Origin of the sequence: Citrobacter sp. BDA59-3 (genome assembly GCF_015167655.1) — a bacterium.
GTDB lineage: Bacteria > Pseudomonadota > Gammaproteobacteria > Enterobacterales > Enterobacteriaceae > Phytobacter > Phytobacter diazotrophicus.
The window spans coordinates 3,953,511-3,979,331 of sequence record NZ_CP063427.1 but is presented as its reverse complement, the minus strand read 5'-3'; the positions used below and the strand labels follow the sequence as shown (position 1 = coordinate 3,979,331).

At 55.0% G+C, this 25,821-nt stretch carries 25 protein-coding genes; 8 read left to right on the top strand and 17 right to left on the bottom strand.

The window, feature by feature from the left end; translation table 11 throughout:
* Window positions 1-51: 51 nt before the first annotated feature.
* Entirely contained in the window at window positions 52-1,122 is a 1,071-nt protein-coding gene (locus IP582_RS18660; protein ID WP_193794075.1) for an AI-2E family transporter, read from the top strand.
* Between the two features lie 397 nt (window positions 1,123-1,519).
* On the opposite strand, the gene focA is transcribed toward IP582_RS18660, so the two are convergent.
* From focA to IP582_RS18590, 14 genes are all read right to left on the bottom strand, one after another.
* Complete coding sequence (gene focA, locus IP582_RS18655) at window positions 1,520-2,377, bottom strand: formate transporter FocA (protein ID WP_110294614.1); 858 nt, start codon at window positions 2,375-2,377, stop codon at window positions 1,520-1,522.
* 135 nt (window positions 2,378-2,512) lie between these two features.
* Entirely contained in the window at window positions 2,513-4,462 is a 1,950-nt protein-coding gene (locus IP582_RS18650) for a sigma 54-interacting transcriptional regulator (protein ID WP_193794074.1), read from the bottom strand.
* A 225-nt stretch (window positions 4,463-4,687) separates the two neighbouring features.
* Window positions 4,688-5,098, bottom strand: a complete 411-nt coding sequence (locus IP582_RS18645; protein ID WP_193794073.1) for a formate hydrogenlyase maturation HycH family protein — start codon at window positions 5,096-5,098, stop codon at window positions 4,688-4,690.
* On the bottom strand, window positions 5,091-5,867 hold the full coding sequence (locus tag IP582_RS18640) for an NADH-quinone oxidoreductase subunit B family protein (RefSeq protein WP_071193407.1): 777 nt from the start codon (window positions 5,865-5,867) through the stop codon (window positions 5,091-5,093). The genes IP582_RS18645 and IP582_RS18640 overlap by 8 nt, the downstream gene beginning before the upstream one ends.
* A complete protein-coding gene (hyfH, locus tag IP582_RS18635; RefSeq protein ID WP_039079698.1) occupies window positions 5,864-6,412 on the bottom strand; it encodes a hydrogenase 4 subunit H in 549 nt (182 codons plus the stop codon). Before hyfH ends, IP582_RS18640 begins: the two co-directional genes overlap by 4 nt.
* Window positions 6,413-6,422: 10 nt before the next feature.
* Window positions 6,423-8,132: an NADH-quinone oxidoreductase subunit C gene (locus tag IP582_RS18630; RefSeq protein WP_370551813.1), complete on the bottom strand. Its 1,710-nt coding sequence runs from the start codon at window positions 8,130-8,132 to the stop codon at window positions 6,423-6,425.
* A gap of 14 nt (window positions 8,133-8,146) precedes the next feature.
* Window positions 8,147-9,736 (bottom strand): hydrogenase 4 subunit F, encoded by a 1,590-nt coding sequence (locus tag IP582_RS18625; RefSeq protein ID WP_193794071.1) that lies wholly within the window; start codon window positions 9,734-9,736, stop codon window positions 8,147-8,149.
* A gap of 4 nt (window positions 9,737-9,740) precedes the next feature.
* Window positions 9,741-10,391 (bottom strand): hydrogenase 4 membrane subunit, encoded by a 651-nt coding sequence (hyfE, locus tag IP582_RS18620; RefSeq protein WP_193794070.1) that lies wholly within the window; start codon window positions 10,389-10,391, stop codon window positions 9,741-9,743.
* 12 nt (window positions 10,392-10,403) lie between these two features.
* Window positions 10,404-11,843, bottom strand: coding sequence for a hydrogenase 4 subunit D (locus IP582_RS18615; protein WP_039079702.1), 1,440 nt, complete (start codon window positions 11,841-11,843; stop codon window positions 10,404-10,406).
* 16 nt (window positions 11,844-11,859) lie between these two features.
* Complete coding sequence (locus IP582_RS18610; RefSeq protein ID WP_193794069.1) at window positions 11,860-12,807, bottom strand: respiratory chain complex I subunit 1 family protein; 948 nt, start codon at window positions 12,805-12,807, stop codon at window positions 11,860-11,862.
* 13 nt (window positions 12,808-12,820) lie between these two features.
* Complete coding sequence (gene hyfB / locus IP582_RS18605) at window positions 12,821-14,842, bottom strand: hydrogenase 4 subunit B (protein WP_193794068.1); 2,022 nt, start codon at window positions 14,840-14,842, stop codon at window positions 12,821-12,823.
* Window positions 14,842-15,462: a 4Fe-4S dicluster domain-containing protein gene (locus IP582_RS18600; protein WP_110294611.1), complete on the bottom strand. Its 621-nt coding sequence runs from the start codon at window positions 15,460-15,462 to the stop codon at window positions 14,842-14,844. Before IP582_RS18600 ends, hyfB begins: the two co-directional genes overlap by 1 nt.
* A gap of 286 nt (window positions 15,463-15,748) precedes the next feature.
* Window positions 15,749-16,219 carry a thioredoxin-dependent thiol peroxidase gene (gene bcp / locus IP582_RS18595; protein ID WP_039079706.1) on the bottom strand — a complete coding sequence of 157 codons (471 nt, stop codon included), beginning with the start codon at window positions 16,217-16,219 and terminating at the stop codon, window positions 15,749-15,751.
* Window positions 16,219-16,791: a glycine cleavage system transcriptional repressor gene (locus IP582_RS18590; RefSeq protein WP_197687997.1), complete on the bottom strand. Its 573-nt coding sequence runs from the start codon at window positions 16,789-16,791 to the stop codon at window positions 16,219-16,221. The genes bcp and IP582_RS18590 overlap by 1 nt, the downstream gene beginning before the upstream one ends.
* A gap of 145 nt (window positions 16,792-16,936) precedes the next feature.
* Between IP582_RS18590 and dapA the strand changes: the two genes are divergently transcribed.
* The 6 genes from dapA (at window position 16,937) to ypfH (ending at window position 23,479) form a co-directional block, all read left to right on the top strand.
* The gene (gene dapA / locus IP582_RS18585; RefSeq protein ID WP_071193403.1) at window positions 16,937-17,815 is read left to right on the top strand and encodes a 4-hydroxy-tetrahydrodipicolinate synthase; all 879 of its coding nucleotides are present in this window, start codon (window positions 16,937-16,939) and stop codon (window positions 17,813-17,815) included.
* Window positions 17,816-17,831: 16 nt separating this feature from the next.
* Window positions 17,832-18,866, top strand: a complete 1,035-nt coding sequence (bamC, locus tag IP582_RS18580) for an outer membrane protein assembly factor BamC (RefSeq protein ID WP_193794067.1) — start codon at window positions 17,832-17,834, stop codon at window positions 18,864-18,866.
* A gap of 107 nt (window positions 18,867-18,973) precedes the next feature.
* Window positions 18,974-19,687, top strand: a complete 714-nt coding sequence (purC, locus tag IP582_RS18575; protein ID WP_039079709.1) for a phosphoribosylaminoimidazolesuccinocarboxamide synthase — start codon at window positions 18,974-18,976, stop codon at window positions 19,685-19,687.
* 123 nt (window positions 19,688-19,810) lie between these two features.
* On the top strand, window positions 19,811-20,674 hold the full coding sequence (locus tag IP582_RS18570) for a neutral zinc metallopeptidase (protein ID WP_193794066.1): 864 nt from the start codon (window positions 19,811-19,813) through the stop codon (window positions 20,672-20,674).
* A gap of 22 nt (window positions 20,675-20,696) precedes the next feature.
* Entirely contained in the window at window positions 20,697-22,706 is a 2,010-nt protein-coding gene (locus IP582_RS18565) for a tRNA(Met) cytidine acetyltransferase TmcA (RefSeq protein WP_193794065.1), read from the top strand.
* 77 nt (window positions 22,707-22,783) lie between these two features.
* Window positions 22,784-23,479 (top strand): esterase, encoded by a 696-nt coding sequence (gene ypfH / locus IP582_RS18560; protein ID WP_107223197.1) that lies wholly within the window; start codon window positions 22,784-22,786, stop codon window positions 23,477-23,479.
* A gap of 45 nt (window positions 23,480-23,524) precedes the next feature.
* Here the strand turns inward: ypfH and IP582_RS18555 are convergent, their stop codons facing one another.
* From IP582_RS18555 to IP582_RS18545, 3 genes are read right to left on the bottom strand one after another with little or no spacing between them, the layout of a single operon-like run.
* The gene (locus tag IP582_RS18555; protein ID WP_193794064.1) at window positions 23,525-23,722 is read right to left on the bottom strand and encodes a YpfN family protein; all 198 of its coding nucleotides are present in this window, start codon (window positions 23,720-23,722) and stop codon (window positions 23,525-23,527) included.
* 13 nt (window positions 23,723-23,735) lie between these two features.
* Window positions 23,736-24,863 (bottom strand): succinyl-diaminopimelate desuccinylase, encoded by a 1,128-nt coding sequence (dapE, locus tag IP582_RS18550; RefSeq protein WP_193794063.1) that lies wholly within the window; start codon window positions 24,861-24,863, stop codon window positions 23,736-23,738.
* A 3-nt stretch (window positions 24,864-24,866) separates the two neighbouring features.
* Complete coding sequence (locus IP582_RS18545) at window positions 24,867-25,223, bottom strand: ArsC family reductase (RefSeq protein WP_039079715.1); 357 nt, start codon at window positions 25,221-25,223, stop codon at window positions 24,867-24,869.
* Between the two features lie 505 nt (window positions 25,224-25,728).
* On the opposite strand from IP582_RS18545, the gene ypfM reads away from it, so the two are divergent.
* Window positions 25,729-25,788 (top strand): protein YpfM, encoded by a 60-nt coding sequence (ypfM, locus tag IP582_RS18540; RefSeq protein ID WP_100181659.1) that lies wholly within the window; start codon window positions 25,729-25,731, stop codon window positions 25,786-25,788.
* Window positions 25,789-25,821: the final 33 nt, after the last annotated feature.

Below are 25,821 nucleotides of genomic sequence, written 5' to 3'. Positions count from 1 at the left end.
CGATACAATTCCTGAACTCACACCGGTCAATCCGGCTCCTGGAAGGAACATATGCTTGAATTATTGATACAGTGGTATCGCCGTCGCTTTAGCGACCCGGAAGCGATCGCGCTGCTGGTCATTTTGCTGGCAGGTTTTGTCATTCTCTTCTTTTTTAGCGGCCTTCTTGCGCCGTTGCTCGTTGCCATCGTGCTTGCCTATCTTCTCGAATGGCCAACCGTCCGTCTGGAAAGAGTCGGTTTCTCCCGCCGCTGGGCCGCCACGATGGTGCTGCTGCTGTTTGTCGGCATTCTGATGATTATGGCATTTGTTGTAATGCCGGTTGCCTGGCAGCAGGGGATGAATCTGATTCGCGACATGCCGGGTATGCTCAATAAACTTTCCGATTATGCTGCCACGCTGCCACGACGTTACCCGATGTTAATGGATGCGGGCATCATCGATGCAATGGCGGAAAACATGCGTGCCCGGATGCTGGGCATGGGCGATTCTGTGGTGAAATACTCCCTTGCATCGCTGGTCGGGCTGCTGACGCTGGCGGTCTATCTGGTTCTGGTGCCTTTGATGGTCTTCTTCCTGGTGAAGGATAAAGAACAGATGCTCAATGCGGTGCGCCGCGTCTTACCGCGTAACCGTGGGCTGGCAGGGCAGGTCTGGAAAGAGATGAACCAGCAGATAACCAACTACATTCGCGGCAAAGTGCTGGAGATGGTTGTCGTCGGTGTTGCCACCTGGTTAGGTTTTCAGCTCTTTGGCCTTAACTATTCATTGCTGCTGGCGGTGTTGGTGGGGTTCTCGGTGCTGATTCCTTACATTGGCGCGTTTGTGGTCACCATTCCGGTGATTGGCGTGGCGCTGTTTCAGTTTGGTGCGGGCACCGAGTTCTGGAGCTGTTTTGCCGTCTACCTGATAATCCAGGGGCTGGATGGCAACCTGCTTGTGCCGTTACTGTTTTCCGAAGCGGTTAACCTGCACCCGTTGGTCATTATCCTGTCGGTAATTATCTTTGGCGGCCTGTGGGGGTTCTGGGGAGTGTTCTTCGCCATCCCGCTGGCGACGCTGGTGCAGGCAGTGATTCACGCATGGCCAGATACCGTGGTGGTTGACGACCATCACGTCTGACGTGATGTCTTCCCCGCTGGCGCGGTGCTTAGCGGGGCTACCAATCGTAGATACTGTGAACGCCTTCAACCTTTTTAGCCATGGCTGATCCGTTTTCCCGCATGACAACTACAGCAACATCTTTGTGCCCCCCTGGCGCAGAGCGTGCAGCGAGCGGGGCGGGAGGCGAACGCAGTGCGAAGCACCGATTTCTTTGCGGGGCCGCGGGGATTGTAAAGGGGAACGCGGTGTTCCCCTTTACCCGTTCACGTGTCCGAAGGTGACATTTCGCCATGAACATAAGGTGAACGGAACCCTCCTCCTGAGCCGCATATTCCCCTCACCCCAACCCTCTCCCCGGGGGAGAGGGAGAAAACCGGTCGTAGCCCTGATAAGTGCTGCGCCATCAGGGACGCGGTTAGTGGCCGTTATTTTGGTTACGCAAATAGATAATCCAGTAAGTAATCCCTACCAGCAGCCCGCCGCCGATAATATTACCTATCGTCACCGGGATCAGATTGGCCGTGATAAAATTGCTGACTGTTAATGCCGGATAATTTTCCGGGCTGGCGTGAATGCTGGTCCAGAATCCTTCGGGTGCAAAATAACGAATAACAATAGAAAGCGGGATCAAAAACATATTCGCGATGCTGTGTTCGAAGCCGCTGGCGACAAACATACCGATAGGCAACAGCATCGCCATAATTTTATCGGTTAGCGTATGCCCGGAATAACTCATCCACACAGCCAGACATACCATTAAATTACATAACGTCCCCAGGCAAACGGCTTCAATGAATGTATGATGCATTTTATGGTCGGCGGTCTGTAATACATTTAATCCCCAAAGACCATTACCACTCATATATTGCCCGGCAAACCAAATCAGCGCGACAAAAAACAGGGCGCCGACAAGGTTACCGAAATAGACAATTATCCAGTTGATAATCAACTGTCGCCAGCTTATTAGCCCGCTGGCTTTTGCCATCACCGTCAATACTGTCGAGGTGAACAAATCTGCGCCACAGACCACCACCAGGATGAGGCCCAGCGAGAAGCACACGCCGCCGGCCAGTTTTGCCAGGGCGGTTGCAGGGGCAGGCCCGGTCGTGACGGTAATATAGAAAACGAATGCAATGGAAATAAATACACCAGCCGTGACCGCGAGAAAGAATGAAAGTTCTTTCTTCTTGCTGACTTTATATAACCCTGCCTGTTCGGCGACCTTTGCCATTTCTGCGGGAAGTCGCAGATCAAAAGCATTGCTGGTATCCATGAGAATCTCCTGAGTCTATGCATTAATGAGGGAGCAATATCGACACCCGCATTTATATGCATAGGGCGTACCAGCCATATAGCCGGTATCGCCTCTAAAGCGTTAATTCGCTCACACTTAAACTCAGAAACTCAATTACAATACTTCCCGAACGGTAATACCCAACCGCTGCATACGTGATAACAGCGTGGTACGTTTCATCCCTAATTTTGACGCCGCACCGCGCGGCCCGGCGACAATACCGTTTGTTTCCCGCAGCACCTGAATAATACGCTGACGTTCCTCTTCATCGTTTTCCGGCGGCTCAGTGTGCATCATTTCCGCCACGCGGGGCAGGGGAAAAGGAAAAGGATCATGGGCCACAGGCTGCACCATGCTACTGGGTTGCGCATTCAAATGCAGGCTCAGCGTATTATCGCGTGAGAGCAGGACCGCACGTTCGAGAATATTTTCCAGTTCGCGCACGTTGCCTGGCCATTCGTAGCGCATCAACTGGCGCATTGCATCGGCAGGAATGGTGTCGATTTGGCGGTTTAAACGGCGCGCCAGTTTTTGTGTGAAGTACCTGACCAGCAACGGGATATCGTCCGGGCGATCGCGCAGCGGCGGCAACACCAGCGGGAACACATTCAGGCGATAGAACAGGTCGTTGCGAAACTCCCGGTCAATGACCATCTGTTTCAGGTCGCGGTTAGTCGCGGCGATGACCCGAACGTTAACGGGAATGGTGCGGGTGCCGCCAATGCGCTCAATCTCCCGTTCCTGTAGCACACGCAATAATTTAGGCTGCAGTTCAATCGGCATATCGCCGATTTCATCGAGGAACAGCGTCCCCCCATCCGCCATTTCAAAGCGTCCACGGTGGGTGTTGATAGCGCCGGTAAATGCCCCTTTATCATGACCAAACAGTTCGCTTTCCAGCAGGGTCGACGGAATGGCGGCACAGTTGATTTTCACCAGCGGTTTATCTTTGCGCAGACTCATCTGGTGAATGGCACGGGCAATAATCTCTTTCCCTGTACCGGTTTCGCCAAGAATCAGCACCGTACTGTCACTCAGGGCAACAATATTGACCTGCTGGAGCACATCGCGCATGGCGTCGCTCTGATAAATAATGTCGCCAAAGCTCTGGCTGGAAAGAATTTGCTCGTTAAGTTTGTTGTTCTCGTTTTTGAGGTTTTCTTTCAGATGCGTCACTTTACGATAGGCATCGGCATTATCGACAGCAATGCCAATTCTGTCGGCAATCTGTCGAAGTAATCGACAGTTTTGTGCGTTAAAAATCGACAAATCCCGGTGTGCCAGTACCAGTACGCCGGTGGACTGATGGCTAAAAGCCAGCGGCAGAATAAAGACCGTCTCCAGACCTTGCGCCTCCAACTGTTGCAGCAAGGGATCATTTAGCCACAATTGCGGCTCGTCCCTTTTTTGCAACAGGGTCGCATGATTTTCATTGAGCGCCGTATGCAGCAACTGGCTATCGCTGCGTAGCGGGTATTGCTGGCTTGTTGGCGGCTGAACTGTGAAATCCGTCGAGTTCCACATAAGCTGGCGCGAGCGCAGGGCATCGCGGAGCACCATTGCGACCGTATCCACGCCAAAGAAGCGGTGGATTTCGCGCGAGACATCAGCCACCAGTTCATCAATATCAAGGTGAGACAGTACCGAGTTGGTGATATCGACCAGAACCCGGTCATGGTCAAGCTCCTGGCGCAACAGCGAAACGGATTGCTCCAGCTTGTCGCGCTCAATATCACCCTCTAAACCTTGCGCCGCGAGGCGTGCCAGCCAGGCAAACATGGTGCTGTCTTTTTCGCAAAATTTACCGCCATCGGTGCGCACAAAGCGCAGCTCAGCCATGGTCTCTCCGGCAAGTAAAATCACCTGTTTTGAGCTGTCGCTGATTGAACCGGCATATTCACTGGTGCAGAACTCAACGCTTCCGTCATCAAAACAGCGGTAGAATCGCGAATTACTGAGGCGAAGTTCGACAAACTGAATGGGGCTGAACGGAGGTGGTAGGGGAATGAACGCCCGCAGGACGGACGCCTTATCTTTCTGTTCCAGCAAATGCTGTAAAATCATGGATACTGCATCCTTCCAGAATCAATTGTACAGAAAAGCAGAAAAAAACAGTCATAAATCAACATAATGTGACTTCCTTATCCGTTTTTTCATATCAAGTGATTGTTCTTCGGTAAGAGAGCGGGCCACCCGGTATACTACTATACCCCCTTATTTTGTAGTGTTACCCGCTTCACGTATAGCTAATTGTCATACGAATTGACGTTTTATTGATATCACTAATGGTTAATCCAGCCGCCGCACCATCAGATAAATCGCCGGCTCACCGGCAATGTCTTTCAATTGCTGCAAGATGAGCTGGCTCCAGCTACGCCAGGGATCATCCGCTTCTTCTGCCAGTTTAGCAAAGGCGGGGGCCAGTTTATTGACGTGACTGGCATCAATGATGATTTCGCCAAACGTCAGTAGCCCCTGCATTTTCTTACGAGCGCCCTCTTCCAGTAGCGCAAGCCAGCGCTCGTAGTCGGCAAGTGGACATTCCAGCACCACGTTGAGGCAGTCGATTACCCCCACGTGGTGACCAATAGCCAGCGAGTAGTACATCACCTGGCGGCTTTTTTCCTCGACATTGACGCTGTCATCGACAAATTTTTGCCGCAGCGTCCAGAACATCACTTTGCTGCCCTTCTCAGACATGCTTTCCCTCCATCTCGGCGCGCAGTTGCTGCACGATGGTGTCCAGACGCGGATCGGCCGCCTGCTGCAACCAGGCATTGATGCGCGCGGAACTTTCGCGTGGATCGCCTTCGGTCAACAGCGCGAAGAAGTGATCGGCAATTTCACGTCCCTGGCGATAGCCTGCCAGACGACGCGCCAGACGCTCGATATTAACGCGCATGGCCAGCGGTACGGCAGGCCAACGGACGGTCGCCGTTTCATTTTCAGCCTGGTGATGATCTTCGGCGTGCAGTTTCTGCTCCAGCAGGCCGAGCGCGACGGCGAAACCGTGCACCGTTGCCGCCGGGGTCGGCGGGCAGCCGGGGATCCATACATCAATGGGGACGATGGTATCGCTGCCGCCCCAGACGCTGTAGAGATCGTGAAAAATACCGCCGCCGACGCCGCATGCGCCATAGGAGATCGCGATTTTGTGGTCAGGCGCGGAATGCCAGGCACGCAGCGCGGGCATACGCATGGCGCGGGTTACCGCGCCGGTAAACAGTAAAATGTCGGCGTGACGCGGCGACGCAACGACTTTAATGCCGAAGCGTTCGGCATCGAACAGCGGGGTGATCGCGGCGAAGATCTCAATTTCACAGCCGTTACATCCCCCGCAGTCCACGCGGTAAACATAGGCAGAACGTTGAATATCGCGAAGCAGCACTTGCTTGAGTTTTTGCGCTTGTTCATCCAGCGTTATGGGCTGACTGACATGCTGCTTTAACGTCAGGGAATCGGCGCTCATGCTTGCTCCTCAATATAATAATGGACGTTGGTGCTGCCGCGATGCTCCAGTGCCGCCCGACGTTTACATGCCGGGCAGACATTCGCCTGGGCGCGCAGGGTTTCCACCAGCGCCGGGTTCGATTGATGAAGCGCCAGTAATTCAGCCGCCAGGGCGACGGATTTTTCCGGCGCAAAGGGGGCGTGGCACTCGCTGCAATGCTGCAGCCGAAAGGTCGCGCGCACATAGAGATCTTCTTTGCGGGTCACTGCCAGCTCAAACTCTTCTGACAGGCGAATGGCGTGCGTTGGGCACACCTCTTCGCAGCGGCCACAGTAGATGCAGCGGCCAATAAACAGTTGCCAGATGCGGGCGTTGTCATCCGGATGGGTTTCCATCGTCAGCGCGTTGGCAGGGCAGGCGGTGGTGCAGGCGCCGCAGGCGATACACTGCTCAGGATTAAGCTCGGGTTTGCCGCGAAATCCAGGGCAGACCTCCAGCGGCGCAAACGGGTATTTCACCGTGACTTCGCCCGCTCTGATAATGGTTTTCCACAATTTAAGCATCGTATCTTCCTTATCTCAGCGGCGAATTGCGACGTTCAATACTGTAACGCTCGATCTCTTTGTACGGCACGGTTGTGGACTTGCGCTTACGTACATCCACCAGCGTGACGCGGTCCGTACAGGAATAGCAGGGGTCGAGACTCCCGATAATCAATGGCGCATCGGAAACGGTATTGCCGCGCAGCATATAGCGCAGCACCGGCCAGTTAGCATAGGTCGCCGCACGGCAGCGCCAGCGGAACAGCTTCTGGTTGTCGCCGAGCATGCTCCAGTGCACATCCTCGCCGCGCGGTGCTTCCACATAACCCAGTGCGAATTTATGCGGCTTGTAGCTGAACCCTTCGGTTAACAGCGCGGTGTCTGGCATATTGTCGAGGGCAAACTCAATCATCGAGAGGGAATCAAGCGTCTCTTTGATACGTACCATCACGCGCGAGAAAACATCCCCGGCAGGCCAGCTAAACAAGGTTTTTGGCAGATTGCCGTAGTCGGCATAAGGATGGTCAAAGCGCAGATCACGGCTAAAGCCACTGCCGCGAATCAGCGGGCCGACCGGGCTATAGTCGCGCGCAATCTGACGGTCCAGCACCCCAACCCCCTGGGTACGCTGTGCCATATTCGGCGTTGAGAGCAGCATATCTACCAGTTGGACGACTTCCGCGCGCATCTCCTTCACCAGTTGGATAGTTTTAATGCGCTGCTCTTTCAGGATGTCGCGCCGCACGCCGCCAATCAGATTCAGGCCATACGTTTTACGCGAGCCGGTCAGCAGTTCTGCCATGGTCATTGATTTTTCGCGGATGCGGAAAAATTGCATAAAACCGGTATCGAAGCCGACGAAGTGGCTGGAAAGCCCAATGTTTAACAGATGGCTGTGCAGACGTTCCACTTCCAGCAGAACCGAGCGGATAGTGTGAGCGCGTTGCGGCACAACAATACCCAGGGCGTTTTCTACCGAGGTGGTGTAGGCCACGCTGTGGGCGAAACCGCATATCCCGCAAACGCGGTCTGACAGGAACGTCACTTCGTTATAACCCATGCGGGTTTCCGCCAGTTTTTCCATACCGCGGTGAACGTAGAACAGGCGGTAATCGGCATCGACAATGCGCTCGCCATCAACAAACAGACGGAAGTGGCCCGGTTCGTCAGACGTGATGTGCAGCGGGCCGATGGGCACGATACGCGCCGAGCTATCGCCATCGTTGATAAACGGGTAGTTTTCCGTATCGGTGGTCGGCTCCGGGCGCAGACGGTAATCCATGGTGTCTTTACGCAGCGGATGCAAATCGTCCGGCCAGTCGTCCGGCAGCACCAGACGGCGCTGATCCGGCAGACCCACCGGGATCAGACCGTACATGTCGCGGATTTCACGCTCGCCCCAGACGGCAGCGGGCACCTTCGGAGTGACGGAGGGGAATTCACGCGTGTTGGCATCCACCAGCGCTTTTACCACAATCCAGCATTTTTCCGCCCCTTCCATAGAAAGGGCGTAGTAGACCGCATAATGACCATTCAGAGTTCGTTCATCGTTACCGAATAACACCGGTAACCAGCCGTCATGCTGGTAATAGAGATAATGCACAATATCCGGCAGCAGATTGAGTTTTACCGTAATGGTGGTCTGCTCAAAAGTTTGCCGCTCTTCTTCAAGAATGGCACCGGGAAATTGCGCGTTTAACGCCGCAAGACAGGCACCGCCACGAGGGGCATCGAGACTGATACTCTCTAAATAACTCACTTTAACTCTCCCTGAACCCGCGCGGGTGTTGCGGTTGCGGCGGTGGTGTCAAACGACGCCCAAAGCCAACTAAATTGTGTTGATTGTTCATCATTACCGGACATCACGATGGCAGAAGCATTTGCCAGCATTTTGCTTACCGGTTGCGGAATATGGGTCCCCATCACCAGCATCATCACCAGCAAAATGACCATCGGCACTGTGGTGAGCCAGCCGAGCTCACCGCTGGCGACTTCCTGAGGCGGCGCGGCAAACAGCGCTTTGGCGACCATGCGCACCAGCCCGCCAAGCACAATCGTCAGCAGCAGCAGCAGTACGATAGTCACCAGCAGATGATCGGCTGCCAGCCCGGCGGTGACGGTCATAAACTCGCTGAGGAAAATATTGAACGGGGGCATGCCGCCCAGTGCCAGCGCGCCGCCGCCGAGCAGAACTGCGGTAAACGGCATGACTTTCAGCATGCCGCATACCACGTCCAGATTGCGGGTGCCGTATTTCAGCAGCACGTTGCCGGAACCGCAGAACAACAGCGTTTTGGCCAGGCTATGATTCAGCGTGTGCAGCAGCGCGGCGAGAATACCCAGCGGGCCGCCGATACCGAGCGCCACCGCCACCAGCCCCATGTTTTCCACGCTCGAGTAGGCGAGCAGGCGTTTCATATCCTGTTGAACGAGGATAAAGAACGCCGCCACCGCCACCGAGAGCAGGCCGAAAATCATCAGCAAGGTATTGGGGAACGTGCTGCCGATGGCATGGCAGATAATGATGTAGTAGCGAATCAGCACCAGCAGCGCGCAGTTCAGCAGTACCGCTGAGAGCAGGGCGCTGACCGGGCTTGGCGCTTCACTGTGGGCATCCGGCAGCCAGGCGTGCATTGGGAATAACCCGGTTTTGGTCCCAAAACCGATCAGCACGAAGACAAATGCCAGCACCATGAGTGTTGGGTCGAGCTTACTGCTCTCTTTAAGAACTTCGGTCCAGAAAATCGCATGGTCAGGCTCCACCATAAAGCTGGCAGCATTGGCATACACCAGGACCGTACCGAACAGGCCAAACGCGACGCCGACAGTACAGATAATGATGTATTTCCACGCGGCTTCCAGCGAAGAACGCTGACCGTAAATCCCCACCAGAAACGCTGAGCTCAGTGTGGTGGCCTCAATGGCTGCCCACATGACAATCAGGTTATTACTGGTGACCACCAACAGCATGGTGAAGAGAAACAGGTGGAAGAAACCGTAGTAGTTGCACAGGGTGCCCACGGTGATTTCTCCATGATCAACTTCATGGCGCATATAGCCAATGGAGTACAACCCGGTGATAAAACCGATAATCCCCAGAAGCGACAAGAACAACCCGCTTAAGCTGTCGATATGTAGCCAGCGATGGGCGGCAAAAATCTCGCCCTCTGTTACAGCCTCCGCGACCGTCCACAGCGCCACGACCATCAGCACGACGATACCGACAAAATGCACGGTGGTGACCAGAGCGCGCGCGGCATTCCCTCGCAGACGGCACAGGAAGCAGAGTGCGGAGATGACCAGCGGCGTGAGCAACAGCAAGGTAAACATCAATGCGTGACTCATGTTGTTATCCTTTCAGCGCCGTAAGGTTATTAACGTCCAGCGTGCCGTGGGTACGCCAGATTCTTCGCGCCAGTATTGTCATGACGATCACCGCGAAAATGGCGTCGGTGGCGATACCGATTTCAACCAACTCCGGCGCACGCCATGCCAGCAGTGCCAGCACCAGATGCGAACCGTTCTCCATCAGGCAGTAGCCAAACACCTGGCGCAGGATATTGCGTTGGCTGACGATGCACAGTAGCCCCAGCAGGAAGTGGCCGAGCGCCACCGCCAGCGCGGGTTTCAGTTGCGCGACCAGCGGCAACTGCACCGGACGCACCACAAACCAGCACAGCAGCACGATGCCTGCGGCCATTAGCACCAGTGCGGCAGGGCCAAACAGGCGTTCTCCCTGACCCTCTGGCGCCATTTTGCGAAATGCATAGCCCATAATCAGCGGCACCATCAGAACCTTGGTGAAGAAGGCGCTGATGGACCACATCCGCAGTTGTTCTGCATCCAGCAGTTGTGAGAGGGTGAAAAATATCGACACCAGCACCAGTGATTGCAGGGCGTACAACCAGCAGGAGACGGTGTAGCGTCTGGCGCAAGTGACTAATAACGAGGTGAACATCATCAGCCCCGCCAGATTGTTAACTACCAATGTTCCCGTCATCTTCGACTCCCTTTATCCAATCCACGCTGCGGCAATGAGACTTGAGCACAGCGACATCACCACCAGAATCCCCAGCACCAGTTTCATGGCATACGGTAGCGGTGCCGCCTGTGCCACCTCTTCGCTGGGTTCACCCGGCACCACGCGCCCGAACCAGTAGATAAACCAGCCGAAGCTGGCGACCGATTCCACCAGCGCCAGGATCATCACCGCGAGCAGAATGGGGTGCTGATCGGAGAGGGCGAACCCGGCGGCAAACAGGGGGAACTTGCTGAAAAAACCGTTGAAGGGCGGCACACCGGTAATGGCGAGCGCCGCAACGCAAAAGCCGATCCCGGCGATAGGGAGCGTGCGCATCACGCCACGAAGACGCGGCAGCATACGCGTACCGCAGCTATAGCTGAGTGCCCCGGCTACCAGGAAGAACAGGCTCTTGGCGAAGGCATGGTTAAAGATGTAAACAATCCCCGCGTTGAAGGCCATTTTCGAACCGAAAATCGACATCGACAGGGCGAGGAAAATCCACGCCAGTTGGGAAATGGTCGACCAGGCAAGCAGGCGCTTCATGTCTTTTTGCGGCAGGTACATCAGGAAACCGTACACCAGGGTGATGGTCGCCATGGTGACACCGACCCAGCCAATGACTTCCGGGATCTGCCCACCTTCGGAAATAGCGCGGGCAAAAATGTAAACGCCCACTTTCACCATCGACGCGGCGTGCAGGTATGCACTGACTGGCGTCGGCGCTTCCATAGCATCCGGCAGCCAGGCCTGCAGCGGCAGTTGTGCCGATTTCCCCCAGGCGGCAAACAAAATCCCACCGTAGACGATTAAGGCGCCGCTGCCGTTTAACTGGCTTAAGGCGCTCAGCGCGAAGGTGCCGGTTTGCAGAAACAGCGTGGCCGCCGCCAGATACAAGCCCAGCGAACCGACGTGGGTGATCAGCAGCGCTTTCATCGCCGAGCGTTGGGATTTCTCGGACTGGTAATAGCTGATGAGCGCCCAGGAGCAGCCGCCGGTGATTTCAAAAAACAGCAACTGGCCCAGCAGCGTGGAGGAGAGCACCAGGCCGGACATCGCACCGATAAAAATCAGCAAGAATGCGTAGTAGCGATTGCTGCCATCGTGCGGGTGTTCCTTATTGCCACGGGTCAGATAGCCCGTGGAGTAGAGCGCCACCAGCAGACCGAGGAAGACCACCACAAACAGAATCAGAGTACTGATTTTGTCTACCGTCATCCCGAACAACGCTATCTGTCCGGCGCTAAGCAGCGGGATATCTACAACCTCGCTGCCTGCGGCATGAAAGCCCGCCGCCAGTGCGACCGTGGCAATAGTTGCCAGCAGCGCGAACACGGTGGACAGCATGGGGGCGGTCTGTCTGGGGGCCAAAGAGACGACCAGCGCGCCGATAAACGGCAGGAGCAGGGTCGTCAGGGCAATTGTTTCCATAGTAATTCAGCGCTCCTTACAGACCGGTTAACCAAAGAACATATGACAGCGCGGCGAGACTAAAACCGAGCCAGGTAAGGTGGTGCGTCAGTAAAAACCGCCCGCGAGCGAGCGAGTTTTCCACCACTGACGCAATGACAAACACCACCAGTAATTTGACCAGCGTGATGGCCAGCGAAAGCAGCATGGCCCCGACGGTCAGCGAGCCGGCATTGCCAAACGGGAAGAAGAGCGCCAGGAACAGCGAGGCCATCACCACCTGTTTCAGGCCGATCCCCCATTTCACCAGCGCCAGTCCTGCCCCGGAGTATTCGGTCAGCGGCCCTTCCTGTAACTCTTGTTCCGCCTCTGCAACGTCGAAGGGGATTTTGCCCATTTCAATAAAACAGGCGAATCCACAGGCGAGCATCGCCAGCAGCGTGGCAACAGGGGAGACCCAACCGGCCGCCAGCGTAGTGCTGATCGCGCCGATATTGGTCGACCCGGCCAGCAGCGCCAGCACCAGCAGCGAGAGAATCAGCATCGGTTCCACCAGAATGCCGAGCGTCAGTTCGCGACTGGCGCCAATCCCGGAAAACGGACTGCCGGTATCGAGGCCGGAGAGCGCAAAGAAGAAGCGGAACAGGGCGAACAGGTAAATCAGCGTGATTAAGTCGCCCGCGCCGGCGAAAGGCGAGGTGCGCACAAACAGCGGCAATGTCATCGCCACCACCAGCATGCTGCTCAGCAGCACCCAGGGCATGACGCGGAACATCATGCCGGACGAGGCCGGAGCCACCTCCTGACGCTTAAGCAGTTTTTGCAGATCGCGATAGTCCTGTAAGACGCCAGGACCCTGGCGAGAGTGCATCCGTGCGCGAATCTGCCGGGAGATCCCGGTAAATAATGGCGTTAATGCCAGCAGAAACGCCGCCTGGCAGAGGGCAAACAGACCCAGTGACCAGTCAGGGGTTGGTTGTATCATCTTCTCTCCCTCCTTAGACGGCGATAGTCAGCAGCAGGATCACCAGCGCGGCGATCACATACAGACAATAGAGACGGAAATCGCCGCTTTGCAGATACTGCACCGCACGTGCAATTCGTTTGGTTATCCTGACCAGCGGCAGGATGATTTTGTCGTCCCAGAACGGCTCTGTGCGGGTGGCAGCAATAGTTACGCCCCCCAGGCTGCGCTGTAACGGCTGGGCAGGATCGAGCTGTTTACGCATGCGATAAAGCGGGCCAAATACCACGCGCAGAGGCTGCGTAAAGCTGCCGGCAGACGGGGCCATCCCTTTTTCCCAGGCATAGCCGCATGCCCATGCATCACCGGTGCGCCGGAAGTTGCCACGGGTGTGACGGTTGATGTACCAGAACAGGCCCGGCAGTATGGGCATCGCGATAAGCAGCAGGAAGATCACCGAGGGGGTCAGTACTGCCTGCTGTGCGTCGCCTGGCATCAGCGTTGCGCCTTGCGCCACGGCCAGCGTTTGCTGGGAAGAAAGCGACTGGGCAATGTGCAGCAGGTGTGGCGCAACCAGATTTGCCCCGACGCCTGCCAGTACGCAGAACAGCGCCAGCAGACACATAGCAATCACCATCGGCCAGGGGACTTCCCGCGCATGGTCGGCTTTTTCGCTGCGCGCGTTACCGCAGAAACTCACACCGTAAACTTTGACGAAGCACATCGCGGCCAGTGCGCCGGTGATAGCCAGCATGACGATGGCGATGGGCCCTGCCAGCCGGGGAATAATGGCGTCCACGCGGGTGAGGGAGAACAGCGACTGGTAGGTATACCATTCACTGATAAAGCCATTGAGCGGCGGCATGGCGGAAATGGCCAGACAACCAATCAGGAACGCGCCTGCGGTCCACGGCATCCGTTTGGCCAGCGCGCCCATTTTTTCCATATCCCGTGTGTGCAGGCGAAAGATAATGGCTCCGGCGCCGAGGAACAGCAGCCCTTTAAACAGCGCGTGGTTGAGCAGATGGAAGAGTGCGCCGAGCAGACCGATGGCGGCGATCACCGGATGGTGGAGCGCAATGCCAGCCATGCCGACGCCGACGCCCATCAAAATGATGCCGATGTTCTCGACCGTGTGCCAGGCAAGCAGGCGTTTGATGTCATGTTCTGCCAGCGCGTAGAGCACGCCAAGCACCGACGACACTGCGCCGAAGGCCAGCACCACCACGCCCCACCACAGCGGAATACCGCTATGTCCGAGCAGGTCGATACCAACTTTAATGATCCCAAAGATACCAATTTTGACCATCACCCCCGACATTAATGCCGACGCGTGTGACGGCGCGGCCGGGTGCGCGCGCGGTAGCCAACTGTGCAGTGGCAGCATCCCCGCTTTGGCGCCAAAACCGAAGAACGCCAGCAGGAAGACGGCGGAGGCGACGCCCGGTGATAGCGACAACTCACGGAAGCTGGCGAAATCCAGGCTACCGCTCTGACGCCACATCAGGAAGAAGGCAACCATGATCAGTACCGACCCGGCGTGGGCGATAAAGAAGTAGAGCAGACCGGCGTGAATGGATTCGTCGTCCTGATCGGTGATGACCAAAAACCAGGAGGCCAGCGACATCATTTCAAACAGCACGATGAACCAGAACGCGTTGTCCATCACCACCAGACCGACCATCGATGCGATGAACAGGTTCATAAAGAAGCCCATCGCGCCGACGCCTTTGCCGACATATTCGCGCACGTAGGAGAGCGAATAGAGGCCGCAGACGGTCACCAGCAGGGAAATCACCAGCACCATAAAGGCCGCCAGACTGTCCATCCGCACGATAAAATGGGCAAACGCGAAGGGACCGACGGCCTGCCAGTGCAGCGTCTGCGCACCCGTTAACGCGGTGACGGCGCTCGCCAGTCCGAGCAATCCGCCCGCCATCGCCGACAGACCGGCGACCTTAATCGCCAGCTCCTCCTGGCGGGCCAGTAACAGTGACGCGACGCCGCCAGCGACATATAACAAGATTGACCACATCAATAATTGCAGGGCATCCATTAGCGTTGCTCCGGCGTGGGTGAAGAAGAGTCGAAGGTCATGTCCGTCGTGTTGAGCGCGGCCAGCAGCCGGCGCGCTTTCAACTGTTTATTGAGCGCGTCTTCCTGTACCAGATGCAGCGCATGTGTCGGACAGGATCTGATGCAGGCGGGACCTTCCGGCAGGAAGTGACAGAGGTCGCATTTGACAGCGATAGTCTGTACCCCTGCGTTCCAGCGTAAAAACGGCTGCATGGTCGGCGGGCTGGCGGGAACATCCCGGAGTTGTTCTTCCGGAACGAAGTTTTCGTAGCGTGCAGGAATGTTGAGTGGACGGCTGCCTGACGGGGTAATCGCACCGAACGGACAGACCAGACCGCAGAGTTTGCAGCCGATACAGAGCGTTTCGTTGAGATAGACCGCGTCATCCTTGAAGGAAATCGCGTTCACCGGGCAAACCTGTTTACAGGGCGCATCGTCACAGTGTCGGCACATGACCGGCGCGGTTTTGGTGTCCGTTTTAACCAGCGTTAATCGTGGGTGGTACTGCAACCCTTCAGTCTTATGAACATCCGAACACGCGGCAAGGCAGGTATTGCATCCTATACACCACTCGGGATCTGCAATCACAAAGCGGTTCATGTCGGCTCCTTGAGAAGAAAGCGAGAAAATCGTTGAGCCTTCTTAAGCACAAGTCATGCCAGATGTTAAAGTTATTATTTATCAGGTTGTTATGTGTTTCGTCGGTGGTGAGGCAACAAAAGTGATGGTCAGGGGCGAACGAGAAGTAGCCATTGTCGGCACTAGTGTCGAAATGAGTGAAAAAGTGTGATCAAGTTCAAATAATTGGCGGGAGAGGCAAAGACAGAAAACAAGGGCGGCCTTAGACGGGACGCCCGGAAGAGGGGGGGATGCAATTTGAGCCCGCTTAGGCGTTCTCTTTCAGCCAGTTGAGCACGATGTCGTGATGATTGCTGGTTTTGAAATCATCAAAAACATGCTCGACTTTGCCATCGGCGTCGACAAGGAAACTAATGCGGTGAATGCCGTCGTAGGTTTTGCCCATAAAGGTCTTTTCACCCCAGACGCCAAACTGCTCGCAAATTTGGTGATCTTCATCGGACAGCAGCGTGAAGTTCAGCAGCTCTTTTTCGGCAAAACGGGAAAGTTTTTCCGGTTTGTCAGTGCTGATACCCAACACTTCAACGCCCGCTTTCTTCAAATCATCCATGTTATCGCGCAGGCCGCATGCCTGGACGGTACAGCCTGGCGTCATCGCTTTCGGGTAGAAATACACCAGAACACGCTGTCCCTGGAAGTCGGCCAAATTTACTTGTTCTCCGTCTTGATCCGGCAAGCTAAATTTCGGTGCGATATCACCGGCTTTCAGTGGATTCATTACTTAACTCCATCCTGTTCATCATGCTGTGAATAGTTGACCACGTTTATACTGCCTTGTGCATTCAATTCTGTACATAGTGCTTTGAATGCCTGGTCAATATTTGATGCGTCCTGCGAGGCAGGACTGTGAGCGGTTATCTGAATAAAAAGCTGCGCGGCCCTGGTGGCGTCGCCCGGTTGTGTGCGGGAGACCAGCTCAGCGATATTCATCTGAAAGGTGTCGAACAAGGCAGTAAAACGCTCAATCAGATGCGGCGAGTCAGGAACTTCAACCTGAACCCAGACGGTGGCAGGCATGGCAGGGCGAGGACGCGCGGCGGTACGCTTCATCACGATCAATAAATCCAGCTCTGCGCCCTTAAGCGGCAACGTTGATTCAATCAGCGTAATAGCGTTCCATGAGCCGGAGAGCAGCATAATAAACGTGAACTCTTCTCCCAGCATAGCCAGACGACTGTCTTCAATGTTGCAACCGCAACTGCTGACGTGGCGCGTGATGGTATTAACGATACCCGGCCTGTCGGCACCCAGCGCAGTAATAACCAGAAAATGTTGTGATGAGGCAGTCAAACCTGTGCTTCCTGTCAAACCTGAGATAATCATAAGGAAAGCATAAAAAAAACCGGCATACAACCGCCGGAACGCCTCACGTCACTTGCTTTTATTACAGCACCACACGTACCATTGAGATTCTTGTTTGCACAGAGGATGGCCCATGTTCACGGGAAGTATAGTCGCGCTTGTTACGCCAATGGATGATAACGGTAAAGTCTGTCGGCCAAGCCTGAAAAAACTGATTGATTACCATGTCGCCAGTGGAACATCGGCGATTGTTTCTGTAGGAACGACCGGCGAATCCGCCACGCTCAGCCATGAAGAACATGGGGATGTGGTGATGATGACGCTGGAACTGGCAGACGGGCGTATTCCTGTTATCGCAGGGACTGGCGCAAACGCCACCGCGGAGGCCATCAGCCTGACGCAACGTTTCAATGACAGCGGCATCGTGGGCTGTCTGACAGTAACCCCTTATTACAACCGTCCGACACAGGAAGGCCTGTTCCAGCATTTCAAAGCCATCGCTGGACACACCGATCTGCCTCAGATTCTGTATAATGTGCCATCGCGCACCGGCTGCGATTTGCTGCCGGAAACCGTGGGTCGTCTGGCGGAAATTAAAAATATTATCGGTATTAAAGAAGCGACCGGGAACTTAAGTCGCGTTCATCAGATCAAAGAGCTGGTTTCAGATGACTTTCTGCTGCTCAGCGGCGACGATGCAACCGCGATGGACTTTATGCAACTCGGTGGTCACGGCGTTATTTCCGTTACCTCGAACGTGGCGGCACGTGATATGGCCGACATGTGCAAACTGGCAGCGGAAGGGCAGTTCGCCGAAGCGCGTGTGATCAACAAGCGCCTGATGCCGTTACACAACAAACTATTTGTCGAACCCAATCCTATCCCGGTGAAATGGGCATGTAAGGAGTTGGGGCTTGTGGCAACCGATACGCTGCGCCTGCCGATGACACCGATCACCGATCATGGTCGTGAAGTGGTTCGCTCCGCGCTTAAGCATGCCGGATTGCTGTAAAGTTTAGGGAGATTTGATGGCTTACTCAGTACAGAAGTCGCGCCTGGCGAAGGTGGCGGGAGTTTCATTTGTAATGTTACTCGCTGCCTGCAGTTCGGATTCACGCTACAAACGTCAGGTCAGTGGTGACGAGTCCTATCTGGATGCCGCACCGCTTGCGGAACTTCATGCGCCAGCTGGCATGATCCTGCCGGTGCAGAATGGCGAATATAACATTCCTGCCACTAACGGCAGTGGTGCTGTGGGTAAAGAGCTGGATATCCGTCCGCCGGCGCAGCCGCTGGCACTGGTAACGGGTGCGCGCACTCAGTTTACTGGCGATACGGCAACCCTGTTGGTTGAAAATGGCCGCAACACAAACCTGTGGCCGCAGGTTGTCAGCATTATCCAGGCGAAAAACTACGCCATCGCGAAGCGTGACGACGCCAGTCAGACGTTGACGACCGACTGGGTTGACTGGAACCGCCTCGATGAAGATCAGCAGTATCGTGGCCGTTATCAAATCTCGGTGAAACCGCAGGGTTATCAGCAGGCGGTGACCGTTAAACTCGTAAATCTGGAGCAGGCGGGTAAGCCGGTTGCAGATAGCGCATCGTTACAGCGCTACAGCACGGAAATGCTGAATGTTATCTCCCAGAGCCTGGATAAAACATCCACTGACGCTCAGGCTGCCGCCGAAAACCGCAGCGTGAAGTCGCTTGATGTTCAGTCCGGCGCGGATGATACCGGTCTGCCGATGCTGGTGGTGCGTGGTCCGTTCAACATAGTGTGGCAGCGCCTGCCGACAGTGCTGGAAAAAGTGGGCATGAAAGTGACCGACAGCACCCGTTCTACCGGTAGCATGGCCATCACCTACAAACCGTTGTCCGATAGCGCATGGCGCGATCTGGGCGCGCGTGACCCGGGCCTGGCGTCTGGCGACTATAAACTGCAGGTCGGTGATTTAGATAACCGCAGTAGCCTCCAGTTTATTGACCCGAAAGGTCATACGTTAACACAGTCGCAAAACGACGCCCTGGTGGCAGCGTTTGAGGCCGCGTTTAACAAGTAATAATAAGGGCCGGATACCTCCGGCCTTTTTTTATTTGGCTGACGCAAACGTGTGCGTCGGTGTAAAATAGCTTTTTTAGTTAAATCATCACACCTGGAGTGACAAAGATGCAAAAGCAAGCTGAGTTGTATCGTGGCAAAGCGAAGACCGTATACAGCACGGAAAACCCGGACCTGTTGGTGCTCGAATTCCGCAATGATACGTCAGCAGGGGACGGCGCGCGTATTGAGCAGTTCGAGCGTAAAGGCATGGTTAACAACAAATTCAACCATTTCATTATGAGCAAACTGGCAGAAGCGGGTATCCCAACTCAGATGGAAGCGTTGTTGTCCGATACCGAATGCCTGGTGAAAAAGCTGGACATGGTACCGGTAGAGTGTGTGGTGCGTAACCGTGCTGCGGGTTCACTGGTAAAACGTTTAGGAATTGAAGAAGGTATCGAGCTGAATCCGCCGCTGTTCGATCTGTTCCTGAAAAACGATGCCATGCATGACCCGATGGTGAACGACTCCTACTGTGAAACGTTTGGCTGGGTGAGCAAAGAGAATCTGGCGCGCATGAAAGAGCTGACTTACAAAGCGAACGATGTACTGAAAAAACTGTTTGATGATGCAGGCCTGATCCTGGTCGACTTCAAACTGGAGTTCGGTCTGTTCAAAGGTGAAGTGGTTCTGGGCGATGAATTCTCACCGGACGGTAGCCGTCTGTGGGATAAAGAAACGCTGGCAAAAATGGACAAAGACCGTTTCCGTCAGAGCCTGGGCGGCGTGATTGAAGCGTACGAAGCCGTTGCCCATCGTCTGGGTGTTAAGCTGGACTAAGCGATAATCCGCTGCAAACCGGGGGATGCGCGCATCCTCTGGTTCCTTGCCTCTTTTTTCTTATGGTAATCCTCCCCGCAACCGCCTACGATCATTATTAATACGTTAGATAATGAGGTGGTTATGCGCTGGCAAGGGCGTCGTGAAAGCAACAATATTGAAGACCGGCGCGATGAATCGGGCGGACCCGTTATTCGGGGGCCAGGATTTCGTCTGCCGGGCGGTAAGGGCGGCATCATTCTGCTGGTGGTGGTCATTTTCGCCAGTTACTACGGTGTGGATTTAACGGGCCTTATCACCGGGGAACCGGTCGGCAACAGTTCTCAGCAGCGCTCCATCAGCCCTCAGGAAGATGAAGCGGCGAAATTCACCAGTGTTATCTTCGCCACGACCGAAGACACCTGGGGGCAACTTTTCGAAAAAATGGGGCGCTATTACCAGCAACCCAAACTGGTGATGTACCGTAACCGGGTGACAACGGGCTGCGGTACCGGGCAATCCGTTATGGGGCCGTTTTATTGCCCGGCGGACAGTAAAGTCTATATTGATCTCTCCTTTTATGACGACATGAAGCACAAGCTTGGGGCGAACGGTGATTTCGCTCAGGGGTATGTCATTGCTCATGAAGTCGGACATCACGTGCAAAAATTACTCGGTACAGAGGCTAAAGTACGCCAGCTCCAGCAAAATGCGTCACAAACCGAGGCCAATGCGCTGTCGGTACGTCTGGAATTGCAGGCCGACTGCTATGCCGGGGTCTGGGGACACAGCATGCAACAACAAGGCGTGTTGGATGCAGGCGATCTGGAAGAGGCGCTGAATGCCGCGACCGCAATGGGCGACGATCGATTGCAGAAACGTAGCCAGGGGCTGGTTATCCCCGATACGTTTACCCATGGCACCTCCGAACAGCGTTATAACTGGTTCAAACGCGGGATGGACAGCGGCGACCCAGCCCAGTGCAATACGTTTAGCGGTACGCTTTAGTGTTCGGTGCCGGGACATCTGAATGTCATTAACTGTATTAAGTGCCCAAATGGCGGATCAGGGGATCCGCCGTTTGCTGGTTATCGCGGGTGAAGGTGAGGTGTGCCTGCAACAGGCCAATCACCTTCGAGCCTCATTACCCGGCGACTGGCTGTGGGTAGGTGAATCAACAGACTGGCCGCTACACTGCGCGCCGCGTGCGCTCACCACCTTGCTTGGCCGCGAATTCACCCATGCCGTGCTGGATGCCCGTTACGGTTTTGATGTCGCCGCGCTCGCGGCGCTCAGTGGTACGCTGAAACCGGGCAGTTTTCTGGTCCTCCTTACTCCGCCGCTTGATGCATGGGCGCAACGGCCTGATAACGACAGTTGTCGTTGGAGTGACACCGCCGAGCCGATTGCCACGCCGCGCTTTGTTGAACACTTTTGTCGGGCGCTGCGGCAAGACGAAAACGTGATGCTCTGGTCGCACGCACATCCATTCCGTCCCCCTGATTTTTCTGCGCGCCCCGCCTGGCATGCCGCGACAGGCGCGCCCGAAGAGGAACAGCGAGCGATTCTGGCTGAACTTGCCGTGATGCCGCCGGGTGTCATGGTGGTGACGGCACCGCGCGGGCGAGGGAAGTCAGCCCTGGCGGGTATGCATATTGCGCGTCTGGCAACGTCGGCCATTGTTACCGCACCGGGACGTTCTGCAACGGATGTGCTGGCACACTATGCCGGAGAGATGACTTTTATTGCCCCGGATGCGTTACTCGCACGCATTGCCCAGGGGGAGCCGCTGTCAGAGTGGTTAGTCGTCGATGAAGCGGCAGCCATTCCGGGGCCGCTGCTGACGACGCTCGTCTCGGCGTTCCGTTATGTATTGTTGACCACCACGGTACAAGGTTACGAAGGGACCGGGCAGGGCTTCTTATTAAAATTCTGTGCCGGTTTTCCTCATCTCATACACCGCCAGTTGCACACTCCCCTGCGCTGGGCAGAAGGCTGCCCGCTGGAAGCGTTTATCAACAGGGTGTTGTTGTTTGACGATGCGTCGGCGCTGACGAAACCGACGGGCGAGGCGACAATCCTTTCGCTTGACCAATCCGCATGGTCCACAGACCCCTCACTTCCGTCTGCACTCTATCGGCTGCTTGCCAGCGCCCATTACCGCACCTCTCCTCTGGATTTGCGCCGTATGATGGATGCGCCGGGGCAACATTTCTGGCTCACGAAAACGCCGGATGCATTACTGGCAGCGCTCTGGCTGGTGGAGGAGGGGGGATTGTCAGCCGGACTCAGCCAGGCTGTCTGGGCGGGATTTCGTCGTCCTCGTGGGAATCTGGTGGCGCAGTCGCTGGCGGCCCACGGGGGCAGCCCACTTGCTGCGACGTTGCGCGGTTTACGCGTGAGCCGCATTGCCGTCCATCCGTCACGTCAGCGGGAAGGGCTTGGGCAGGCGTTAGTTGCGCATGCCCGCCAGCATGTGACGGGCTGCGATTACCTCTCGGTGAGTTTCGGCTATACGGCTTCGCTGTGGCATTTCTGGCAGCGATGCGGGTTCCAACTGGTCAGGCTTGGCAGCCACCGGGAGGCGAGCAGTGGCTGCTATACCGCCATGGCAGTATTGCCGCTGACGGCGGCAGGACAGGCGCTTGCCGCCAATGAGCAGCGCAGGCTGGCGCGAGATTTACCCTGGCTTGATACCTGGAAAGGGGAAAAGTTACCCCTTACTGTCAGTCCAGAGACTACCCTTAATGAAGATGACTGGCAGGAACTGGCCGGGTTTGCCTTTGCTCATCGCCCGCTCTCTTCGTCAACGGGTGCGTTGCAAAGGTTGCTGGTGCAGGTCGATTTACCCCTGAATGCATTACGGATGCAGCTCACAGAGAAGCGCAGTGAGGCAGATATTTGCCACGCACGGGCGCTTTCGGGCCGCAAGGCTCTGCTGGTCGCACAGCGCCAGGAGGCCGCATCGGCACTGTCCTTACTCAATCCTGAACGCACGATTTTGCTGAAAGAGCAGGTGCGCCAACTGCAATTTTTTTAACTAACTCATTCAGTTAAATGGCATGGTGATTATTCCTCCCCGGCGTAAACTGCAGGCAACGAATTAAGGAGACCGCCATGAAACATGATCATTTTGTTGTTCAACAACCGGCAGGCGCCGCGAAACAGTTACTGCTTTTCTTTCATGGCGTTGGCGATAACCCGGCGAACATGGGGCAGATTGGCAGCTACTTCGCACCGCTGTTTCCTGAGGCGATGATTGTCAGCATCGGGGGTGTGGAGCCCTGCGGTCCAACGGGGCGTCAGTGGTTCTCCGTGCAGGGTGTTACCGAAGAAAACCGCCAGGCACGCATTGATGCCATTATGCCGGTATTTATTGAAACGGTTCGCTACTGGCAGCAGCAAAGCGGCGTAAACGCACAGGCCACCGCCCTGATTGGTTTTTCGCAAGGCTCCATCATGGCGCTGGAGGGCGTAAAAGCGCAGCCCGATTTGGCATCCCGCGTGATCGCCTTTAATGGACGTTACGCCAGTCTGCCGCAGACGGCCTCGACGGCATCAACCATTCACCTGATTCACGGCGGTGAAGATCGCGTCATTGATTTGGCCCATGCGGTTGCGGCGCAGGAAGCGTTGCTACGTGCAGGTGGCGATGTGACGCTCGATATTGTGGAGGATTTAGGGCATGCGATTGATGATCGCAGTTTGCAGTTCGCCCTCGATCACCTGCGTTATACCGTACCGAAGCACTATTTCGATGAAGCGCTGAGTGGCGGTAAACCGGATGACGATGACATTATTGAATTGATCTAACAAAACGTGCCCGGCTCATGACGCAGCCGGGCAGATTGGGCGGGATTACTTCTTCTGGTCTTTCTTCGGCCAGTCGTCCTCATCATCCCACTTATCGTTAAAATCACGATGCGGTGGGAGCTCCGGTTTGTTAGCCATAAATTTTTTGTGATCGACGCGGTTAAGGTCTTTGATCACATTCAGCAGTACACCGAGTAAAAAAACCAGCACCAGAATCCACCAGTATTTCGCGAACCATTCCATGCGTTCCTCCCCGTCAGGCGATGAGTTGTTCCATGATGCGTTGATACATGCGGGCGAGCAGCTGCAAATCCGCCGCATTCACACATTCATTGATTTTATGAATAGTGGCGTTAACTGGCCCCAGTTCAACGACCTGCGCGCCCATACGCGCAATAAAGCGACCATCTGATGTGCCGCCAGTGGTTAACAGCTGCGGTTTAATCTCATTATAGTGCTCAACGGCATTGACCACCGCATCAACCAGCTTACCCCGACCGGTCAGGAACGGCTGACCAGAGAGCCACCAGTCAATGGTGTAGCGCAACTGATGTTTCTCCAGCAGTGCGGCAACGCGTTCTTTGATCATCCCATCGGTAAGTTCGGTGCTAAAGCGGAAATTGAACTGTAGATAGAGATCGCCTGGGATCACATTATTACTGCCAGTACCTGCCTGAATGTTCGCCACCTGCATGCTGGTCGGTGGGAAATATTCATTACCCTGATCCCATTCGATCGCCACCAGCTCATTGAGCATGGGCGCCGCGCGATGTACCGGGTTATCCGCCAGATGCGGATAGGCAACATGCCCCTGCACGCCGTGAATGGTTAAATTGCAGGTCAGCGAACCGCGACGACCATTTTTGACCACATCGCCCACCACTTCGGTACTGGAGGGTTCACCCACCAGGCAGTAGTCCAGGCGTTCATTGCGCGCCATTAAGGCTTCAACGACTTTCACTGTACCGTTGGCGGCGCTGGCCTCTTCGTCAGAGGTGATCAGAAACGCCAGACGGCCTTTGTGCCTGGGGTGAGCCGCAACAAAACGTTCAGCGGCGACAACCATGGCCGCCAGCGAGCCTTTCATGTCGGCCGCGCCGCGACCAAACAGCATGCCATCGCGGATGGTAGGTTCAAACGGCGGGTTGATCCAGCGGTCAGCATCCCCGGAAGGCACAACGTCAGTGTGTCCGGCGAAGGCCAATGTTTCACCCTGTCCACGCCATGCCCAGAAATTCAGTGTGTCGCCAAAATTCATCGGCTCAACGGTAAAACCGATGGCGCGAAGACGTTCGATCATTAACGCCTGACACCCTGCATCATCGGGGCTCAGAGAAGGGCGACGAATAAGCTGTTGCGTCAGCTCAATAACCGGGCACGACATAAACTACACCTCGTTGATAAACGTCTCATAACTGGATTCATTGAAACCCAGCAGCATAGGCTTACCGGGCGCGCAGAGCAATGGGCGTTTGATAATTGCCGGCATTTCTAACATCAGCGCGGCGGCGGAATCCGCGTTTGTGATGGTTGCGCGCAGCGATTCATCCAGTTTGCGCCAGGTGGTACCCCGGGTATTGAGCAGCGCTTCCCACCCCAGTTCCGCAATAAATTGCTGCAATAGATCGGCATCAAGACCGTCTACGCGATAATCGTGAAAACGATAATCAACCTGATGTGCTTCCAGCCAGCGGCGGGCTTTTTTGATGGTGTCGCAGTTTTTGATGCCAAACAGAGTAAGCATGGTGAATCCTTTTGTCTTATCTTTGGTTAATTGCCCAAAAAATTAGAATAATAATGGGCGAATAAACATATAATATCATTTCATTCGCAGGGTAATCATACTTCCTGTTATTAAATTTACCCGCCAGGGTTTGCCATCAGCAATATGTACGAGTTTAAAGAAATACTAAGGGTGATAATTAATAATGTGAAAATGATGTCATTTACGAGCCTGGCCAGCTTGTTAAATAAACAAAAGTTTCACCTGATGGCAAAAAATCATCTTATTAGCTACTTCAAAGATACGTTCTGACTACACCTTGATGACGCTACAGGCCGGGGTACATCAGGGTTTGTACTAAATGTTTCCGAATATTGCTATCGCTCACATTAAATAGCCAAATTCTGGAGCATAGTTATTTCGTCAATGCAAATACTATGAGAGACCAATCAAAGCAATTGGTTGAAATATCTTCACAGCGATGTCGGATTCTCGTAGAATAAGCACAATAATAAGAGAGGTAGTTATGATTGAACATGAACTGGGGAACTGGAAAGACTTTATCGAAGGCATGCTTCGTAAATAATTCCAGAAGAATCATAAAAGCAGTGATTGCTTA

Excerpts from the sequence above, each read along its gene's own strand:
- IP582_RS18660 (WP_193794075.1), top strand. The coding sequence starts at position 52 with ATGCTTGAATTATTGATACAGTGGTATCGCCGTCGCTTTAGCGACCCG.
- focA (WP_110294614.1), bottom strand. The coding sequence starts at position 2,377 with ATGGATACCAGCAATGCTTTTGATCTGCGACTTCCCGCAGAAATGGCA.
- IP582_RS18650 (WP_193794074.1), bottom strand. The coding sequence starts at position 4,462 with ATGATTTTACAGCATTTGCTGGAACAGAAAGATAAGGCGTCCGTCCTG.
- IP582_RS18645 (WP_193794073.1), bottom strand. The coding sequence starts at position 5,098 with ATGTCTGAGAAGGGCAGCAAAGTGATGTTCTGGACGCTGCGGCAAAAA.
- IP582_RS18640 (WP_071193407.1), bottom strand. The coding sequence starts at position 5,867 with ATGAGCGCCGATTCCCTGACGTTAAAGCAGCATGTCAGTCAGCCCATA.
- hyfH (WP_039079698.1), bottom strand. The coding sequence starts at position 6,412 with ATGCTTAAATTGTGGAAAACCATTATCAGAGCGGGCGAAGTCACGGTG.
- IP582_RS18625 (WP_193794071.1), bottom strand. The coding sequence starts at position 9,736 with ATGAGTCACGCATTGATGTTTACCTTGCTGTTGCTCACGCCGCTGGTC.
- hyfE (WP_193794070.1), bottom strand. The coding sequence starts at position 10,391 with ATGACGGGAACATTGGTAGTTAACAATCTGGCGGGGCTGATGATGTTC.
- IP582_RS18615 (WP_039079702.1), bottom strand. The coding sequence starts at position 11,843 with ATGGAAACAATTGCCCTGACGACCCTGCTCCTGCCGTTTATCGGCGCG.
- IP582_RS18610 (WP_193794069.1), bottom strand. The coding sequence starts at position 12,807 with ATGATACAACCAACCCCTGACTGGTCACTGGGTCTGTTTGCCCTCTGC.
- hyfB (WP_193794068.1), bottom strand. The coding sequence starts at position 14,842 with ATGGATGCCCTGCAATTATTGATGTGGTCAATCTTGTTATATGTCGCT.
- IP582_RS18600 (WP_110294611.1), bottom strand. The coding sequence starts at position 15,462 with ATGAACCGCTTTGTGATTGCAGATCCCGAGTGGTGTATAGGATGCAAT.
- bcp (WP_039079706.1), bottom strand. The coding sequence starts at position 16,219 with ATGAATCCACTGAAAGCCGGTGATATCGCACCGAAATTTAGCTTGCCG.
- dapA (WP_071193403.1), top strand. The coding sequence starts at position 16,937 with ATGTTCACGGGAAGTATAGTCGCGCTTGTTACGCCAATGGATGATAAC.
- bamC (WP_193794067.1), top strand. The coding sequence starts at position 17,832 with ATGGCTTACTCAGTACAGAAGTCGCGCCTGGCGAAGGTGGCGGGAGTT.
- purC (WP_039079709.1), top strand. The coding sequence starts at position 18,974 with ATGCAAAAGCAAGCTGAGTTGTATCGTGGCAAAGCGAAGACCGTATAC.
- IP582_RS18570 (WP_193794066.1), top strand. The coding sequence starts at position 19,811 with ATGCGCTGGCAAGGGCGTCGTGAAAGCAACAATATTGAAGACCGGCGC.
- IP582_RS18565 (WP_193794065.1), top strand. The coding sequence starts at position 20,697 with ATGTCATTAACTGTATTAAGTGCCCAAATGGCGGATCAGGGGATCCGC.
- ypfH (WP_107223197.1), top strand. The coding sequence starts at position 22,784 with ATGAAACATGATCATTTTGTTGTTCAACAACCGGCAGGCGCCGCGAAA.
- IP582_RS18555 (WP_193794064.1), bottom strand. The coding sequence starts at position 23,722 with ATGGAATGGTTCGCGAAATACTGGTGGATTCTGGTGCTGGTTTTTTTA.
- dapE (WP_193794063.1), bottom strand. The coding sequence starts at position 24,863 with ATGTCGTGCCCGGTTATTGAGCTGACGCAACAGCTTATTCGTCGCCCT.
- IP582_RS18545 (WP_039079715.1), bottom strand. The coding sequence starts at position 25,223 with ATGCTTACTCTGTTTGGCATCAAAAACTGCGACACCATCAAAAAAGCC.